Here is a 14,147-nt window from a genome sequence, read left to right as displayed (position 1 = left end):
GAGAGATGGACCTGGCCGCGCGCGTCCGGGACGGAACCTTGCATGGCAGCGCCGTGGCCCTCGATCCGGGCCGCGGCGTTCTCATTCTGGGGCAGTCGGGAAAGGGCAAATCCGCCCTCGCATTGGCGCTGATGGCCTACGGTGCGCACCTCGTCGCGGATGACCGTGTGATCCTTGCCGCGAAGGATGGCCACGTCGCGGCGCGGGCACCCGCGACCATTGCCGGGCGGATCGAGGCGCGGGGCATCGGTATCCTGAAGGCCGACGCCCTGCCGGAATGCCAACTGCGGCTGGTGGTCGATCTGGATGAAGAAGCGCAAAAGCGCATTCCCGACGCTGCGTCCGCGCGGTTTCACGACTTGGCGATCCCCTTGATATCGGCAGTGCCGCACGCCTATTTTGCAGCTGCAGTGTTGCACGCCCTCAAATATCCTCCGAGTTCCTGACAGATGTCCTCCGCCACAGACCCCGCCGCGCGCCTCGTGCTTGTCACGGGACCGTCCGGTGCTGGCCGGTCCACGGCCATCGCGGCGCTTGAGGACCTTGGGTACGAAACCATCGACAACATGCCGCTGACGCTGGTGCCACGGCTGCTTGATGCCGAGGGGTGGGCCGAGCGACCGCTTGCGCTGGGCCTCGACGCCCGCAACCGGGATTTCACGCCCGAGGCCGTCATGACCCTGCTGGGTGACCTGACGGCGCGGTCGGGTGCCGCGCCGGAATTGCTGTACCTCGACTGCCGCCGCGAGGTGCTGTTGCGCCGGTTCTCTGAAACCCGGCGCCGCCATCCGCTGGCGCCGCAGGACGCCCCCGAACTGGGCATCGCGCGCGAGGCCGAACTGCTGGCACCCGTCCGGCCCGAAGCCAGCCACGCCATAGACACGTCGGACCTGAGCCCGCATGACCTGCGCGCCGAGATTGCCCGCCGTTTCGGGCTGCACGGGGCGCAGCGCCTTGCACTGTCGGTCATGTCGTTTTCCTACAAGCAAGGCCTGCCGCGCGGGGCGGACATGGTGTTCGACTGCCGGTTCCTCGCCAACCCGCACTGGGTGCCCGAGCTGCGCCCGTTGACCGGCCGCGATCCGAAGGTGGCGGCCCATGTCGCGGGCGATCCGCGATACGCGGCGTTCCTCGAACAGGTGCTGGGCCTGCTGATCTTCCAGCTTCCCGCCTGTATCGAGGAGGGAAAGACCCATTTCACGGTCGCCTTTGGCTGCACCGGCGGGCGTCACCGGTCGGTCACGCTTGCGGAAACCGTCACGCGCGGCCTTGCAGAGGCAGGGTGGCAGGTGTCAGTAAGGCATCGGGAACTGGAGCGCCAAGGGATCGCGCCAGGTGGACAGGGAAACACGGCGGCGATGGACGAGGCGGCACAGTGATCGGGATCGTGATCGTTGCGCATGGCGGTCTCGCCCACGAGTACAAGTCCGCCGTGGAACACGTCGTGGGGCGCAAGGACGGGATGCGCGCGATCTCCATCGCGCCGGAAGACGACCGCGCGGCGAAACAACTCGAAATCTGCGCGGCGGCGGACGATGTCGATACCGGTGACGGGGTTGTCGTGGTGACCGACATGTTCGGCGGCTCTCCGTCGAACCTCAGCCTCAAGGCCTGCGCGCCGGACAACCGGCGCATCGTTTACGGCGCGAACCTGCCGATGCTGATCAAGCTGGCGAAGTGCCGCTGTCTCGAGGTCGACGACGCGGTTGACCGCGCGCTGAATGCTGGTCGAAAATACATCGACAGCAAGAACGTCTCCTGAGCCGAGCCTGTCATGTCCGAACCAACCTGCCGCACACTGGAAATCTGCAACACCAAGGGCCTGCACGCGCGGGCCTCGGCCAAGCTTGTCGAACTGGTGGAAGAGCACGATGCGCGCGCCGAGATATCCAAGGACGGGCTGAGCGCCGAGGGCGACTCGATCATGGGTCTTTTGATGTTGGCAGCGTCCAAGGGAACCTTTATTGAAGTCCAGACTTCGGGGCCGCAGGCCGCCGAACTGGCCGAGGCGATCGAAAACCTTGTCGCCGCGCGGTTCGGAGAAGAGGACTGAACGCCCCATGGGGTGCGAGGGAGGCACGAGTCGCTTGGTGGATGGGACCCAGCCAAAACCGGTACTGATGCACAATCATCCCTCTGAACGGCGTCTGGCCGGGCAGGGCGATGGTGGCAATCTTGCGGACGAGGCGTATGACAGACGACGCCTGAGTTACGCCAACACCTTCGAAAGCTGGTGGGCGCGCAAGACCATCCAGACGATGGAGCTTATCACCGGCAAGATCCGCCTTCTGCGCCTGATCCGCCGGTTCGAGGCGATGGGCGTCCCGCACGGGCAGGGCTTCTGGAAGCAGGCGCTTGACGTGATGGGGATCAAGCTGACCACGCCTGCGCACCAGATCGCGCGCATTCCCAAGGAAGGCCCGGTCGTGATCACCGCCAACCACCCGCACGGTCTGGTGGACGGCATGGTCCTGGCGGAACTGATCGGCAAGGTCCGGACCGATTACAAGATCCTGACGCGGTCCCTGCTGACCGGCGTGGGCGAGATCGAGCAATTCATGATCCCGGTGCCGTTCCCGCACGAGGAAGACGCGCTGCAGCAGAACCTTGAGATGCGGAAACAGGCGATGGATCACCTGAAGGCGGGTGGCGTGATCGTCTTGTTCCCGTCGGGCGTGGTGGCCGCGTCCGAGACGTGGTTCGGACCGGCGATCGAACGGGAGTGGAACCCGTTCACGGCCAAGATGATCCACCGTTCCGGTGCGCAGGTGCTGCCGATCTATTTCCCCGGCCAGAACTCGCGCTGGTACCAGATGGCCAACAAGACCGCGGCGGTGCTGCGGCAGGGCCTGCTCTTGTACGAAGTCGTGCATTCGCTGAACAAGCCGCAAGCCCCGGTCGTGGGTGAACCGCTTCAGCCCGAAGACGTCAAGGAATGGGCCTCCAACCCGCGCGGCTTCATGGCGTGGCTGCGCGAGCGGACACTGGCGTTGAAAGACGAAGCCTGAGCGCTGCGAAAGCACGATTGGCTACGCCCGAACGACTGCACAGCATCGGATCGCGCTGGATTCAGCGGGTCGGGACCGGTGCCTCGCCCCGGTAATCGTAAAAGCCGCGCTTGGTTTTCCGGCCCAGCCATCCGGCCTCGACGTATTTCGTCAAGAGCGGGCAGGGCCGGTACTTGGTGTCCGCCAGCCCGTCATGCAGCACGTTCATGATGGCAAGGCATGTGTCGAGCCCGATGAAATCGGCAAGCTCCAGCGGGCCCATCGGGTGGTTGGTGCCCAGCTTCATCGCCATGTCGATCGAGGTCACGTTGCCGACCCCTTCGTACAGGGTGTAGACCGCCTCGTTGATCATCGGCATCAGGATGCGGTTCACGATGAAGGCCGGGAAGTCCTCTGCCGTGGCGGCGGTCTTGCCCAGCTTCTCCACCACGCCGCGGCAGGCTTCGAATGTCGGCTCGTCGGTCGCGATGCCGCGGATCAGTTCGACCAGCTGCATGACGGGCACCGGATTCATGAAGTGAAACCCCATGAACTTCTCGGGGCGGTCCGTGCGGGATGCGAGCCGTGTGATTGAAATTGAAGACGTATTGGACGTAAGAATCGTGTGCGGTTCAAGGTGCGGGATCAGGTCCTCGAAGATGGCCTGCTTGATCGTCTCCCGCTCGGTCGCGGCCTCGATCACGAGGTCGCTGCCCCCCAGCTGGGTCAGGTCCGGAGTGGTCGCGATCCGCCCCAGCGCGGCGGCCTTGTCCTCGGCCGAGATGGTGTCGCGGGACACCTGCCGTTCGAGGTTTTTATCTATCGTTTTCATGGCGTTGGCCAAGGCGTCAGACGAGATGTCGGTGACGGTCACGTCATATCCGGCCACGGCCATGACATGGGCGATTCCATTGCCCATCTGCCCTGCGCCGATCACGCCGATGCGCTGGATATCCATGCTGGCCTCGTCCTGCTGATGCGTCCGGTGGAGCATATGTGCGCGCGGGCGGGGTCTCAAGCCGGGTCTTCGGCTTTTTACCTTTAGCCCGCTGATAAGATTTGGTCGTCAGGGTCGCCGGTGGGATGGATAGGGGTGAGTGATGGCCTTTGAGGGAAAGGCGCCAGGGGCGCTTGAATACGACGTGTACCGTTTCGGCGGGTCGATGCTGCCCATGCGCGGGCCGCAACGACCCGTCACCGGGGCAAGCGTGGCGTGTCTTGGCGGGACAGAGACGTTCGGGAAATTCGTGCCAGAGCCGTATCCGGCGCTGGTAGAGCAACTGACCGGCGTGCCATGCGTGAATATGGGCGTGGTCCACGGCGGCGTGGGGGCGTTTGCCGGGGATTCGGCGGTCCAGTACGCGGCGCGGGATGCGGGGTGCGTCGTTGTGCAGGTGATGGGCGCGCAGACGCTTAGCAACCGTTACGTGCGCGTGCATCCACGCCGGAATGACAGGTTCATCGGCCCGACCGAGGCGCTGGTGAAGCTCTACCCGGACGTGGACTTCACCGAGTTTCATTTCACCCGCGCATTGCTGTTGCGGTTGCGGCAGGTCTCGCGCCGCCGGTTCGCCAAGGTCGTGGAGGAGATGAAGCGCGCCTGGACACTGGCGATGCGCAGTCTTGTCGCGGCGGTGGAACGCCCCGTGATCCTGCTGTGGGTGTCGGACGCCGCGCCGCCCAAGTCGGACGACATGCGCATCCGGCGCGATCCCCTGTTCGTCGATGCCGACATGATCGGGGCGTTGCAGGCCGATGAGGTGGTCGAGGTCGTGTTGAGCCCGTCGGCGCTTGCCTGCAACACGCGCGGCATGATGTTCGGGCCGATGCAGGCCCCGATGGCCGCCGAGTTGCTGGGGCCCGCAGGCCAGTGCGAGGTGGCGGTGGCGCTTTCCGGCGTGGTCAGCCGGATCATGGACCGCCCCAAATGAAAATGCCCCGCCGAAGCGGGGCATTTCGAAAGCGTCTCGTGGAAGCGATCAGCCGAGTTTCTGGGTCAGTTCCGGCACGGCGTCGAACAGGTCCGCGACCAGCCCGTAATCGGCCACCTGGAAGATCGGGGCTTCCTCGTCCTTGTTGATCGCGACGATGATCTTGGAATCCTTCATGCCCGCAAGGTGCTGGATCGCGCCCGAGATACCGCAGGCGATGTAGAGATCCGGTGCGACGACCTTGCCGGTCTGGCCAACCTGCCAGTCGTTCGGGGCATAGCCCGAGTCGACGGCGGCGCGGGATGCGCCAACAGCGGCATTCAGCTTGTCGGCCAGCGCTTCGATGATCTTGAAGTCTTCTTCCGACCCGACACCGCGGCCACCCGACACGACGATGCCAGCCGAGGTCAGCTCGGGGCGGTCGGTTTCGGCAACCTTGTCCTCGACCCATTCGCTGAGGCCTGGATTGTCGGCGGCGCCGATCGTCTCGACCGAGGCCGAACCGCCCATCTCTGCCGCGTCGAACGTCGCGGTCCGGATGGTGATGACCTTGACCGCGTCCGCCGATTTCACGGTCTGGATCGCGTTCCCGGCATAGATCGGGCGCTCGAACGTGTCGGCATCGACAACGCCCGAGATGTCCGAGATCACCATCGCGTCGAGCAGCGCCGCAACGCGCGGCATGACGTTCTTGGCGTCGGTCGTCGCGGGCGCGACGATGTGCGAATAGTCACCCGCCAGCGACACGATCAGCGCCGCGGTAGATTCCGCAAGGCGATGGCCGAGCGAGGCGTCTTCGGCGCACAGCACCTTCGACACGCCGGCAATCTTGGCGGCTTCGGCGGCGGCATCGGCGGCCGAGGCACCCGCCGCCAGCACCGTGACGTCACCCATCTTCTTGGCGGCCGTCATGGCCTTTGCGGTGGCGTCGACATTGAGTTCGCCATTGTTGATTTCGGCAATCAGCAGAACAGCCATGTTACACAACCCCCGCTTCTTTGAGTTTCTCGACCAGTTCGTCGACCGACCCGACCTTGATGCCGGCAGCGCGGGCTTCGGGTTCGGTCGTCTTCACGATTTCAAGGCGCGGGGAGGCATCGACGCCGTAATCGGCGGCGGTTTTCTCATCCAGCGGTTTCTTCTTGGCCTTCATGATGTTCGGCAGCGATGCGTAGCGCGGCTCGTTCAGGCGAAGGTCCACGGTCACGACGGCGGGCATCTTGACCTTGATCGTCTGCAGGCCGCCATCGACTTCGCGGGTCACGGTGGCGCTGTCACCATCGATGTCGACTTCGGAGGCGAAGGTCGCCTGCGACCAGCCCATCAGCGCCGACAGCATCTGGCCGGTGGCGTTCATGTCGTTGTCGATTGCCTGTTTGCCGCACAGCACGAGGCCCGGCTGCTCTTCATCGACGACGCCCTTGAGGATCTTGGCGACGGCAAGCGGTTCGATATCGGTGTGCACGTCATCGGCGGCGACGACGAGGATCGCTCGGTCGGCGCCCATGGCCAGCGCGGTACGCAGGGTTTCCTGCGCCTGCTTGACGCCGATGGAAACGGCGACGACTTCGTCGGCCTTGCCGGCTTCCTTCAGGCGGATCGCCTCTTCGACGGCGATTTCGTCGAACGGGTTCATCGACATCTTCACGTTGGCGAGATCGACACCGGACCCGTCCGCCTTGACGCGGACCTTCACGTTGTAGTCGATCACGCGTTTGACGGGCACGAGGACCTTCATCAGCGCTCTCCTGTTGATCTTTCACAGACTTCGATTGGAGGGTGTGATACTCTGCCAAGCACGGCTGAAACAGGTCAAAATCGCCGCACCGGGGCGTTCCGACGTCGCGTTTCGGCGTTGCGGTGCCCGCGTGGTGAGGATCGGAAACCATGGAACGTGTTCTGGGAATTGGCGGATTCTTCTTCCGGTCGCGTGATTCGGATGCGCTGGCCAAGTGGTATCGTGACCATCTGGGCATCGATCTTGTGCCGACGGATGCGGAGGGAACGCCGTGGATCACCGAGGGCGGCGCAACCGTGTTCGCGCCGTTCGCGGCCGACACGACCTATTTCGCGCCGGACAAATCCTTCATGCTGAACTTCCGGGTGCGCGACCTCGACGCCATGATCGCGCAGCTTGAAAAGGCCGGGATCGCGGTGACGCGGCACGAGGACATGCCGGGGATCGGCAGGTTCGCGCATTTAACTGATCCCGAAGGCACGCCGCTTGAGTTGTGGGAGCCGGAGGCCTAGCGCCCCTGGACCATCAGCGGTTCGCGCCTGGAACCCACAGGACGTCGTCGGCGCCGTTGCCGTTGACCACGCGCGACGCGACGAAGCACCAGTCGCTGAGCCGGTTGAGGTACTTGACCGCCGCCGGGTTCACCGCCTCCATCGTCGCCAGTTCGACCGTCAGCCGCTCGGCCCGCCGGGATACGGTGCGGCACAGGTGCAGATGGGCGGCCAGCGCCGAACCTCCGGGCAGGATGAAGCTGCGCAGGGGGGCCAGGTCGCTGTTCATCGCGTCGATTTCGGATTCGAGCCGGGCCACCTGCGCGTCGGACATGCGCAGGGGCGGATACTCGGCCTCGGCATCCTTTTCCATGTCCGGGCGGCACAGGTCGGCGCCAAGGTCGAACAGGTCGTTCTGGATCGCGGCCAGCCGGGCGTCGATATCACCGGTCGCGTGCAGGCGGGCAAGCCCCACGGTCGCGTTGGTTTCATCCACCGTACCGTAGGCCGTCACACGCATCGAATGCTTGGCCACCCGCGCCCCGTTGCCCAGCGCGGTTTCCCCGGCATCGCCGGTCTTGGTATAGATCTTGTTGAGAACGACCATCCGTTCAGCCCCCCGACTGTCGCCGCACGTAGACGAACAGCAGGATCAGCAGGACGGCGATGAACTGGGCGGCGAGACGCCAGCGCATGATCTTGTTTGCGTTGCGGCGGTTGAACTCTCCGCCCTTGGCGAATGTTCCGATGCCGAAGATCAGGATGCCGGCCACGGCCAGCACCGCGACGGCGACAACGATGAAAAGTGGATCGTCGAGCATGGTGTCTCCTTCAGTGTTCCGCCCGATGTAGGCGTCGGGATGGGAAAGGCCAGAGCGGTTCAGCCTTTGCTCAGCACCCAGTCCATCGCGCGGCGCGGCAAAACGCGTTTCAGGGCCGCCATCATATAGGTGGGCGTCGTGACCTTGTAGTGGCTGCGGGGTCGCAGGCTTTCAAGCGCGTGCACCAGCTTGGCGGTCACGGCCTCGGGTTCAAGTTCGAACGGGGTGCCTTCCTGCCCCTTGTATAGCGCATCCAGAAGGCCCGAGCGATACTGGTCAACGCGGGCGGAGTTTTCCCAGTCCACCCATTTCTCGAAATGCGGGATCGAGTTTTCGCGGATCTTCGTGCGGATCGGGCCGGGCTGGATAAGGACGATGCGGATGCCGGTATCGGCCATTTCCATGCGCAGCGTGTCGGCCCAGCCTTCAAGCGCGAACTTGGTCGAGTTGTACGCGCCGCGCCAGCGCATCGGCGCAAAGCCGAGGACCGAGGAATTCAGGATGATCCGGCCGTGGCCCTGCGCGCGCATGACCGGGATGATCCGGCAGGTCAGGTCGTGCCAGCCAAAGAAGTTGGCCTCGAATATCGCGCGCATCCCGTCCGTCGGCAGGTCCTCGACCGGGCCGGGCAGGGCGTAGGCCCCGTTGTGGAACACCGCGTCGAGTGTTCCGCCGGTGTCTGACAGGACGGTTTCAAGACCGGCTTCAAGACTGGCCGGATCGGCATAGTCCATGCGCGGGCTTTGAAAACCCAGCTCTTCGAGGCGCTTGCAGTCCTGCGCCTGCCGGCACGAGGCAAAGACGCGCCAGCCGCGCTCCCGCAGGCCGATGGCCGCATCGTACCCGATGCCGGACGAGCATCCGGTGATCAGAATCGACTTGTCGGTCATGTCCCGCGCCCTGAATGACAAAAGCGCGGCAGGTGTGCCCGCCGCGCCGTGGATTGACAAGAGGGATAGGGGTCAGCTGGCGGAGGTCACAAGCCAGTCGGCGATCCAGCCGACCGTGTCGTCTTCGATCACGCGCAGTTTCAGCCAGCCATTGCCGGGCGCTTGCAAGACTTCGACCTCGGCCCCCTGGTTCAGCTTGGTCACGACGCCGAATTCGGTACCGGGGCCCTGCCGCATGTTGACGCGGTTGCCGACGATTTCGCGCAGGTCCAGCGCGGGCGCGGTCGTGACCGTTTCGGTCTCGGCAGGCTCGGCAAGAATATCGGCCACGACGCTGTCGACCAGTGCCGCGGGTTCAGGCGCGGCTTCCGGCTCCGTCGCCGGTGCCTCCACCGACGCAAGCGTCACCCCGGCCTTGGCTTCGTCTTTCTGCGGAGAGATGGTGGACACGGTTGCCGCCCGCGTGACGGTATCGGCAAGGTCGGTCGCCTCAAGCGGTTGCTCGTCCACCTCTTGCGGCGCACGCGCCTGAACCGTCGGCTCGAAATCCGAACCACCGCTCAATTCCCAGAAGGCCCATCCCAGGAACAAGAAACACACGACCATGAACCGAACCATGTCCGGAACCCCCGAAAAACGTCAACGTGGAATGACAAGTATCATCTTGAGAAGATTCGATTAAGGGAAAATCGGGAAACAATTTCCCCGCCCACATCTTGTTGCGGTTTTGCGCCGGCGGTACACAGAATGTATGAGCGACACGGTTGATCCTCCCGAAAATTCCGACCTGACACTGGCCGAACCACTGCGCCGCGCGATTGGCGAGCGGTACCTGACCTATGCGCTCAGCACCATCATGCATCGCGCGCTTCCGGACGCGCGGGACGGGTTGAAGCCCGTTCACCGCCGCATCCTCTATGCAATGCGCGAGTTGCGTCTGAGTTCCGGCGGAGGCTTCCGGAAATCGGCCAAGATCTCGGGCGACGTGATGGGCAACTATCACCCGCACGGCGACGCCGCGATCTATGACGCGATGGCGCGGCTGGCGCAGGATTTCAACGTCCGCTACCCGCTGGTCGACGGGCAGGGGAACTTCGGCAACATCGACGGCGATAACCCCGCCGCCAGCCGGTATACCGAGGCGCGGATGACCTCGGTCGCCGAGGCGCTGCTGGAAGGGCTGAACGAGAACGCTGTCGATTTCCGCGATAATTACGACGGCACGCTTACCGAACCGGTCGTGCTGCCCGCGACCTTCCCGAACCTTCTGGCCAACGGGGCCGCCGGGATCGCGGTGGGGATGGCAACAAACATCCCGCCCCATAACATCACCGAACTGGTCGATGCCTGCCTGCACCTGATCAAGACGCCGGATGCGCGCGACGACACGCTGCTGAATTATATCCCCGGCCCCGATTTCCCCACCGGCGGAATCATCGTGGAGCCGAAGGAGGCCATCGCGCAGGCCTATCGCACCGGCCGGGGCGGGTTCCGCCTGCGGGCGAAGTGGGAGGTGGAGGATCTGGGTCGCGGCCAGTGGCAGGTCGTCGTGACCGAGATCCCCTACCAGGTGCAGAAATCGAAGCTGGTCGAGAAGCTGGCCGAGTTGATCCAGACCAAGAAGGTCCCGATCCTCGCCGATATCCGGGACGAGAGTGCCGACGACATCCGCATGGTGCTGGAGCCGAAAACGCGGAACGTCGACCCGGACGTTTTGATGAACATGCTCTACCGCAATTCCGATCTGGAGGTGCGGTTCTCACTCAACATGAACGTGCTGATCGACGGGGTCACGCCCAAGGTCTGTTCGCTGAAGGAAGTGCTGCGCGCCTTCCTCGACTTCCGCCGCGAGGTGCTGTGCCGCCGGGCCGAGCACCGGATGGAGAAGATAGACCACCGGCTGGAAGTGCTGGAGGGGCTGATCGTCGCCTTCCTGAACCTCGACCGGGTGATCGACATCATCCGGTACGATGACGAGCCCAAGCCCGCGCTGATGCGCGAGGACTGGAGCCGGGATTTCGTGCGGGCGACCGATGAAAGCGATTACCAGTCGCCGCCCGCAGGCGAGGGGGAGTTGAGCGAGGTTCAGGTCGAGGCGATCCTGAACATGCGCCTGCGGTCGTTGCGGCGGCTGGAAGAGATGGAGCTCTTGCGCGAGCAGGAAGAGCTGATGCGCGAACGGGCCGAGCTGGACGATCTTCTCGTCGATGAAGGCCTGCAATGGGGCCGCATCTCCGAGCAGTTGAAAGAGGTCAAGCAGACCTTCGGCAAGGATTATGCGGCAGGCGCGCGCCGCACCCAGTTCGCCGAGGCGGGCGAAATCGAGGACGTGCCGCTGGAAGCGATGATCGAGCGGGAGCCGATCACCATCGTCTGCAGCCAGATGGGCTGGGTCCGCGCCATGACCGGCCATATCGACCTGTCCCGCGAGTTGAAGTTCAAGGATGGCGACGGGCCGCGCTTCATCTTCCACGCGGAGACCACCGACAAGATCATCCTGTTTGGCTCGACAGGCCGGTTCTACACGCTGCAGGCGTCGAACCTGCCGGGCGGGCGCGGGATGGGAGAGCCTGTGCGGCTGATGGTCGATCTTCCGCAGGAGGCCGAGATCGTGGACCTGTTCATCCACAAGCCGGGGCGGAAGCTGCTGGTCGCGTCGTCGGCGGGGGACGGGTTCATCGTGCCGGAGGACGACATCATCGCGCAGACGCGGTCGGGCAAGCAGGTGCTGAACGTGCGCGCGCCCGCCGTGGCACGTGTGTGCCGGCCCGTCAGCGGCGACAGCGTCGCGGTCGTGGGCGAGAACCGCAAGGTTCTGGTCTTCGACCTTGAAGAACTGCCTGAAATGGTGCGCGGCAAGGGTGTCCGCCTGCAGAAATACCGCGACGGCGGCTTGTCGGACGCGATCACGTTCACGCTGGCCGACGGGCTCAGCTGGCATGACCCGGCAGGGCGCACGCGGACCGAGGTGGCGCTTGACGAATGGCGCGGCAAACGCGCCGGGACGGGCCGCATGGCACCGCGCGGTTTCCCGCGGGACAACACGTTTACCTGACAAGGCCGGTCAGACTGGTTCAGCCATCAGCCAGACGCCGCCTTCGGGGCGAAGCGTGAGGATCATCACCGGTTTCGGGTCGCGCCCCTTCACGGCGGTGAAGCGGAAGCGCGAGATCAGCGTTGCAAGGATGATCACGGCCTCCGACAGGGCGAATGACGCCCCGATGCAGATGCGCGGGCCGTCGCCGAAGGGCAGGTAAGCGTAACGCGGGATCGCGGACCGGTCGAGGAACCGGTCGGGATCGAACGCATCCGGGTCCGACCACAGCTTGCGGTGTCGGTGGATCGCGTAGATCGGGATCATCACGGTGTCGCCGGGACGGATGTCCGCACCGAGGATCTCGTCGGCCCTTTGCGCCGTGCGCGACACGACGCCGGCAGGTGGATAGAGGCGCAGCGCCTCGTCCACAATGCGGCGGATCAGGGGCAGGTTGGGGACGTCCGCGCCCGTCGCCGGACCGGACAGCACCGATTGCGCCTCTGCCCGCGCGCGGTCCTGCACCTCGGGATCGAAGGCCAGCAGGTAGAGCGCCCATGACAGCGCCAGCGCCGTCGTCTCGTGCCCGGCCACGACGAAGGTCAGAAGGTTGTCGCGCAACTCCTCGGTCCGCATGTGCCGCCCCGTTTTCGGGTCCTCGCCGGCCTGCAGGAGGTCTAGCAGGTCCGGCACCTCTCCCGCGCCGCGCTGCGCCCGTGCCGCGATCATCGTGTCGGCGGCGCGCTTCATCTGGGCCAGCGTTCCGGCCGTCCGGACGCGGCCCGGTCGCGGGATCCAGTCCGGTGCGCCCAGCACGTCGAACAGGGAGATCTTGCCCGCATCGGCGATGTAGTCGTCGATCGCCCGGTGCACGGCGGCGGCGTCAAAGGAGTCGTCGCCTGAAAAGCAGACCTCCGAGATCACGTCGAACGTGGTCAGCACCATGTCCTCGGCCACGTCCACCGCGCGGGCGCCCGCTTGCGCGATACGCTCGGCCGAGCGTTCGGCGGCCGCCGTCATGATCGGCGTCAGCGCCGCGATGTTGCGGTGGGTGAAGACGGGTGCCGCCACCCGACGCTGCCAGCGCCAATGCGCGCCTTCGGCCACGAACAGCCCCTCGCCGACGGCGGGTTGCAGAAGCGCCTTTGTGACGGTGGATTTCGGATAATCCTCCAGCCGGTCAAGCAGCACGTGGCGCAGCGCGCCGGGGTCCATCACCATGTGCCACCGCGTGCCGGTGCGGCCCGACAGGATCGGCTCCTCGGTGGCCTGCTTCGGGATCAGGTCGATCACGTTGCGCCGCGCGGCCTGCCAGCTTTGCAGCAGACCCATGGGGGTATCGTGCAGGTGGACGCGGACGGGCGTGTCGCCGGTGTCGGTCAGATCGCGCATCTCGAACCTCGGATCGGGGCCATCCCCGAAAAAGCTAGGAAGCTTTCACACCGCTTCAAGCTGCGCTATCCCGAACACGGACCGCGTGACGAGGAGCCTGCCGATGCGCCGAGTGTTGATCCTGCTGACCCTGCTGACCGGGCTTGCCGCCTGCGCTTCGGGCAACGACCTTGACGAGGCGCCCGTGGCGCTGGGCAACTTCGCGCTGGGCCACAACGTGGCGGTGGCGGTCGATCCCAAATCCTCGGCCCTGTCCCGCAAGGTCGAGAACGAGGTGCTGACGGACGCGATGAAGGCAGCGGTCGATGCGCGGTTCGGTCGGTATGACGGCGACGACCTGCACCACATCTCGGTCGTGATCGACCAGTACGAACTTGCGCCTCCGGGCGTGCCGGTCGTGGCCTCGCCCCGGTCGGGCATGGTGATCCGCGTGACCGTCTGGCGCGATGCCATCGGCGCCAAGCTGAACGAGGAGCCGCACCAGATCATCGTGATCGAATCGACCAGCGGAAAGACGCTGTTCGGCTCGGGCCTGACCCAGTCCAAGGAGCAGCAGGTCGAAAGCCTCGCACGGTCGGCCGCGAAGCAGATCGAGTTGTGGTTCGTCAAGCAGATGGAGGCAGAGGGCTGGTTCAAGGGCGAAGACGATGCAACTGGCGAGGATGCGACGGACGTACCTGCTGCCGAAGACGCCTGACAGACCTGCGCAACCCGCTTGATTTTTCCCGGCCCGCGCAATATGTGCCGCGCGGTATGAACCATGGGTGGCCGACAACCGGCGCGCCCCAAAGCGACAGAGGGTGCCTCAGGCGATGGCAAAGGAAAAGTTTGAGCGGAGCAAGCCGCACTGCAACATCGGCACG

The 14,147-nt window shown here is 65.1% G+C and carries 17 protein-coding genes; 9 read left to right on the top strand and 8 right to left on the bottom strand.

Annotation, left to right across the window (positions count from 1 at the left end):
- Positions 1–5: 5 nt before the first annotated feature.
- The 5 genes from ATO11_RS12060 (at position 6) to ATO11_RS12040 (ending at position 3,008) form a co-directional block, all read left to right on the top strand.
- Positions 6–446 (top strand): HPr kinase/phosphorylase, encoded by a 441-nt coding sequence (locus ATO11_RS12060; protein ID WP_050531149.1) that lies wholly within the window; start codon positions 6–8, stop codon positions 444–446.
- 3 nt (positions 447–449) lie between these two features.
- On the top strand, positions 450–1,379 hold the full coding sequence (gene rapZ, locus ATO11_RS12055) for an RNase adapter RapZ (protein WP_050531148.1): 930 nt from the start codon (positions 450–452) through the stop codon (positions 1,377–1,379).
- Positions 1,376–1,762, top strand: a complete 387-nt coding sequence (locus ATO11_RS12050) for a PTS sugar transporter subunit IIA (RefSeq protein ID WP_050531147.1) — start codon at positions 1,376–1,378, stop codon at positions 1,760–1,762. Before rapZ ends, ATO11_RS12050 begins: the two co-directional genes overlap by 4 nt.
- 12 nt (positions 1,763–1,774) lie before the next feature.
- Complete coding sequence (locus ATO11_RS12045; protein ID WP_050531146.1) at positions 1,775–2,053, top strand: HPr family phosphocarrier protein; 279 nt, start codon at positions 1,775–1,777, stop codon at positions 2,051–2,053.
- Between the two features lie 67 nt (positions 2,054–2,120).
- Positions 2,121–3,008 carry a lysophospholipid acyltransferase family protein gene (locus ATO11_RS12040; RefSeq protein ID WP_050531145.1) on the top strand — a complete coding sequence of 296 codons (888 nt, stop codon included), beginning with the start codon at positions 2,121–2,123 and terminating at the stop codon, positions 3,006–3,008.
- A 61-nt stretch (positions 3,009–3,069) separates the two neighbouring features.
- Here the strand turns inward: ATO11_RS12040 and ATO11_RS12035 are convergent, their stop codons facing one another.
- Complete coding sequence (locus tag ATO11_RS12035; RefSeq protein ID WP_050531395.1) at positions 3,070–3,945, bottom strand: 3-hydroxybutyryl-CoA dehydrogenase; 876 nt, start codon at positions 3,943–3,945, stop codon at positions 3,070–3,072.
- A 142-nt stretch (positions 3,946–4,087) separates the two neighbouring features.
- Between ATO11_RS12035 and ATO11_RS12030 the strand changes: the two genes are divergently transcribed.
- Complete coding sequence (locus tag ATO11_RS12030; RefSeq protein WP_050531144.1) at positions 4,088–4,918, top strand: DUF6473 family protein; 831 nt, start codon at positions 4,088–4,090, stop codon at positions 4,916–4,918.
- A 48-nt stretch (positions 4,919–4,966) separates the two neighbouring features.
- Here the strand turns inward: ATO11_RS12030 and ATO11_RS12025 are convergent, their stop codons facing one another.
- Positions 4,967–5,896, bottom strand: coding sequence for an electron transfer flavoprotein subunit alpha/FixB family protein (locus ATO11_RS12025; RefSeq protein ID WP_050531143.1), 930 nt, complete (start codon positions 5,894–5,896; stop codon positions 4,967–4,969).
- Position 5,897: 1 nt separating this feature from the next.
- On the bottom strand, positions 5,898–6,656 hold the full coding sequence (locus tag ATO11_RS12020) for an electron transfer flavoprotein subunit beta/FixA family protein (protein WP_050531142.1): 759 nt from the start codon (positions 6,654–6,656) through the stop codon (positions 5,898–5,900).
- A 149-nt stretch (positions 6,657–6,805) separates the two neighbouring features.
- On the opposite strand from ATO11_RS12020, the gene ATO11_RS12015 reads away from it, so the two are divergent.
- On the top strand, positions 6,806–7,168 hold the full coding sequence (locus ATO11_RS12015) for a VOC family protein (protein WP_050531141.1): 363 nt from the start codon (positions 6,806–6,808) through the stop codon (positions 7,166–7,168).
- 13 nt (positions 7,169–7,181) lie between these two features.
- On the opposite strand, the gene ATO11_RS12010 is transcribed toward ATO11_RS12015, so the two are convergent.
- From ATO11_RS12010 to ATO11_RS11995, 4 genes are all read right to left on the bottom strand, one after another.
- Entirely contained in the window at positions 7,182–7,754 is a 573-nt protein-coding gene (locus ATO11_RS12010) for a cob(I)yrinic acid a,c-diamide adenosyltransferase (protein ID WP_050531140.1), read from the bottom strand.
- A gap of 4 nt (positions 7,755–7,758) precedes the next feature.
- On the bottom strand, positions 7,759–7,968 hold the full coding sequence (locus ATO11_RS12005) for a twin transmembrane helix small protein (protein WP_050531139.1): 210 nt from the start codon (positions 7,966–7,968) through the stop codon (positions 7,759–7,761).
- A gap of 59 nt (positions 7,969–8,027) precedes the next feature.
- Positions 8,028–8,858 carry an SDR family NAD(P)-dependent oxidoreductase gene (locus ATO11_RS12000; protein ID WP_050531138.1) on the bottom strand — a complete coding sequence of 277 codons (831 nt, stop codon included), beginning with the start codon at positions 8,856–8,858 and terminating at the stop codon, positions 8,028–8,030.
- A 72-nt stretch (positions 8,859–8,930) separates the two neighbouring features.
- Positions 8,931–9,458, bottom strand: a complete 528-nt coding sequence (locus ATO11_RS11995; protein ID WP_165586970.1) for an SH3 domain-containing protein — start codon at positions 9,456–9,458, stop codon at positions 8,931–8,933.
- Between the two features lie 151 nt (positions 9,459–9,609).
- Between ATO11_RS11995 and parC the strand changes: the two genes are divergently transcribed.
- Positions 9,610–11,913, top strand: a complete 2,304-nt coding sequence (parC, locus tag ATO11_RS11990; RefSeq protein ID WP_050531136.1) for a DNA topoisomerase IV subunit A — start codon at positions 9,610–9,612, stop codon at positions 11,911–11,913.
- Between the two features lie 9 nt (positions 11,914–11,922).
- On the opposite strand, the gene ATO11_RS11985 is transcribed toward parC, so the two are convergent.
- Positions 11,923–13,284, bottom strand: a complete 1,362-nt coding sequence (locus ATO11_RS11985; RefSeq protein WP_050531135.1) for a cytochrome P450 — start codon at positions 13,282–13,284, stop codon at positions 11,923–11,925.
- A 103-nt stretch (positions 13,285–13,387) separates the two neighbouring features.
- Here ATO11_RS11985 and ATO11_RS11980 point away from each other — a divergent pair, with 103 nt between their 5' ends.
- Positions 13,388–13,981, top strand: coding sequence for a hypothetical protein (locus tag ATO11_RS11980; RefSeq protein WP_050531134.1), 594 nt, complete (start codon positions 13,388–13,390; stop codon positions 13,979–13,981).
- Positions 13,982–14,147 lie beyond the last annotated feature (166 nt).

The organism is Pseudaestuariivita atlantica, assembly GCF_001205715.1.
Taxonomy (GTDB): Bacteria; Pseudomonadota; Alphaproteobacteria; order Rhodobacterales; family Rhodobacteraceae; genus Pseudaestuariivita; species Pseudaestuariivita atlantica.
The sequence above is the reverse complement of the archived record's forward strand: the minus strand, read 5'-3'. Positions and strand labels throughout refer to the sequence as shown.

Excerpts from the sequence above, each read along its gene's own strand:
- ATO11_RS11985 (WP_050531135.1), bottom strand. The coding sequence starts at position 13,284 with ATGCGCGATCTGACCGACACCGGCGACACGCCCGTCCGCGTCCACCTG.
- ATO11_RS12000 (WP_050531138.1), bottom strand. The coding sequence starts at position 8,858 with ATGACCGACAAGTCGATTCTGATCACCGGATGCTCGTCCGGCATCGGG.
- ATO11_RS12020 (WP_050531142.1), bottom strand. The coding sequence starts at position 6,656 with ATGAAGGTCCTCGTGCCCGTCAAACGCGTGATCGACTACAACGTGAAG.
- ATO11_RS12035 (WP_050531395.1), bottom strand. The coding sequence starts at position 3,945 with ATGGATATCCAGCGCATCGGCGTGATCGGCGCAGGGCAGATGGGCAAT.
- ATO11_RS12005 (WP_050531139.1), bottom strand. The coding sequence starts at position 7,968 with ATGCTCGACGATCCACTTTTCATCGTTGTCGCCGTCGCGGTGCTGGCC.
- ATO11_RS12015 (WP_050531141.1), top strand. The coding sequence starts at position 6,806 with ATGGAACGTGTTCTGGGAATTGGCGGATTCTTCTTCCGGTCGCGTGAT.
- ATO11_RS11980 (WP_050531134.1), top strand. The coding sequence starts at position 13,388 with ATGCGCCGAGTGTTGATCCTGCTGACCCTGCTGACCGGGCTTGCCGCC.
- ATO11_RS12030 (WP_050531144.1), top strand. The coding sequence starts at position 4,088 with ATGGCCTTTGAGGGAAAGGCGCCAGGGGCGCTTGAATACGACGTGTAC.
- ATO11_RS12045 (WP_050531146.1), top strand. The coding sequence starts at position 1,775 with ATGTCCGAACCAACCTGCCGCACACTGGAAATCTGCAACACCAAGGGC.
- parC (WP_050531136.1), top strand. The coding sequence starts at position 9,610 with ATGAGCGACACGGTTGATCCTCCCGAAAATTCCGACCTGACACTGGCC.
- ATO11_RS12025 (WP_050531143.1), bottom strand. The coding sequence starts at position 5,896 with ATGGCTGTTCTGCTGATTGCCGAAATCAACAATGGCGAACTCAATGTC.
- rapZ (WP_050531148.1), top strand. The coding sequence starts at position 450 with ATGTCCTCCGCCACAGACCCCGCCGCGCGCCTCGTGCTTGTCACGGGA.
- ATO11_RS12010 (WP_050531140.1), bottom strand. The coding sequence starts at position 7,754 with ATGGTCGTTCTCAACAAGATCTATACCAAGACCGGCGATGCCGGGGAA.
- ATO11_RS12040 (WP_050531145.1), top strand. The coding sequence starts at position 2,121 with ATGCACAATCATCCCTCTGAACGGCGTCTGGCCGGGCAGGGCGATGGT.
- ATO11_RS12060 (WP_050531149.1), top strand. The coding sequence starts at position 6 with ATGGACCTGGCCGCGCGCGTCCGGGACGGAACCTTGCATGGCAGCGCC.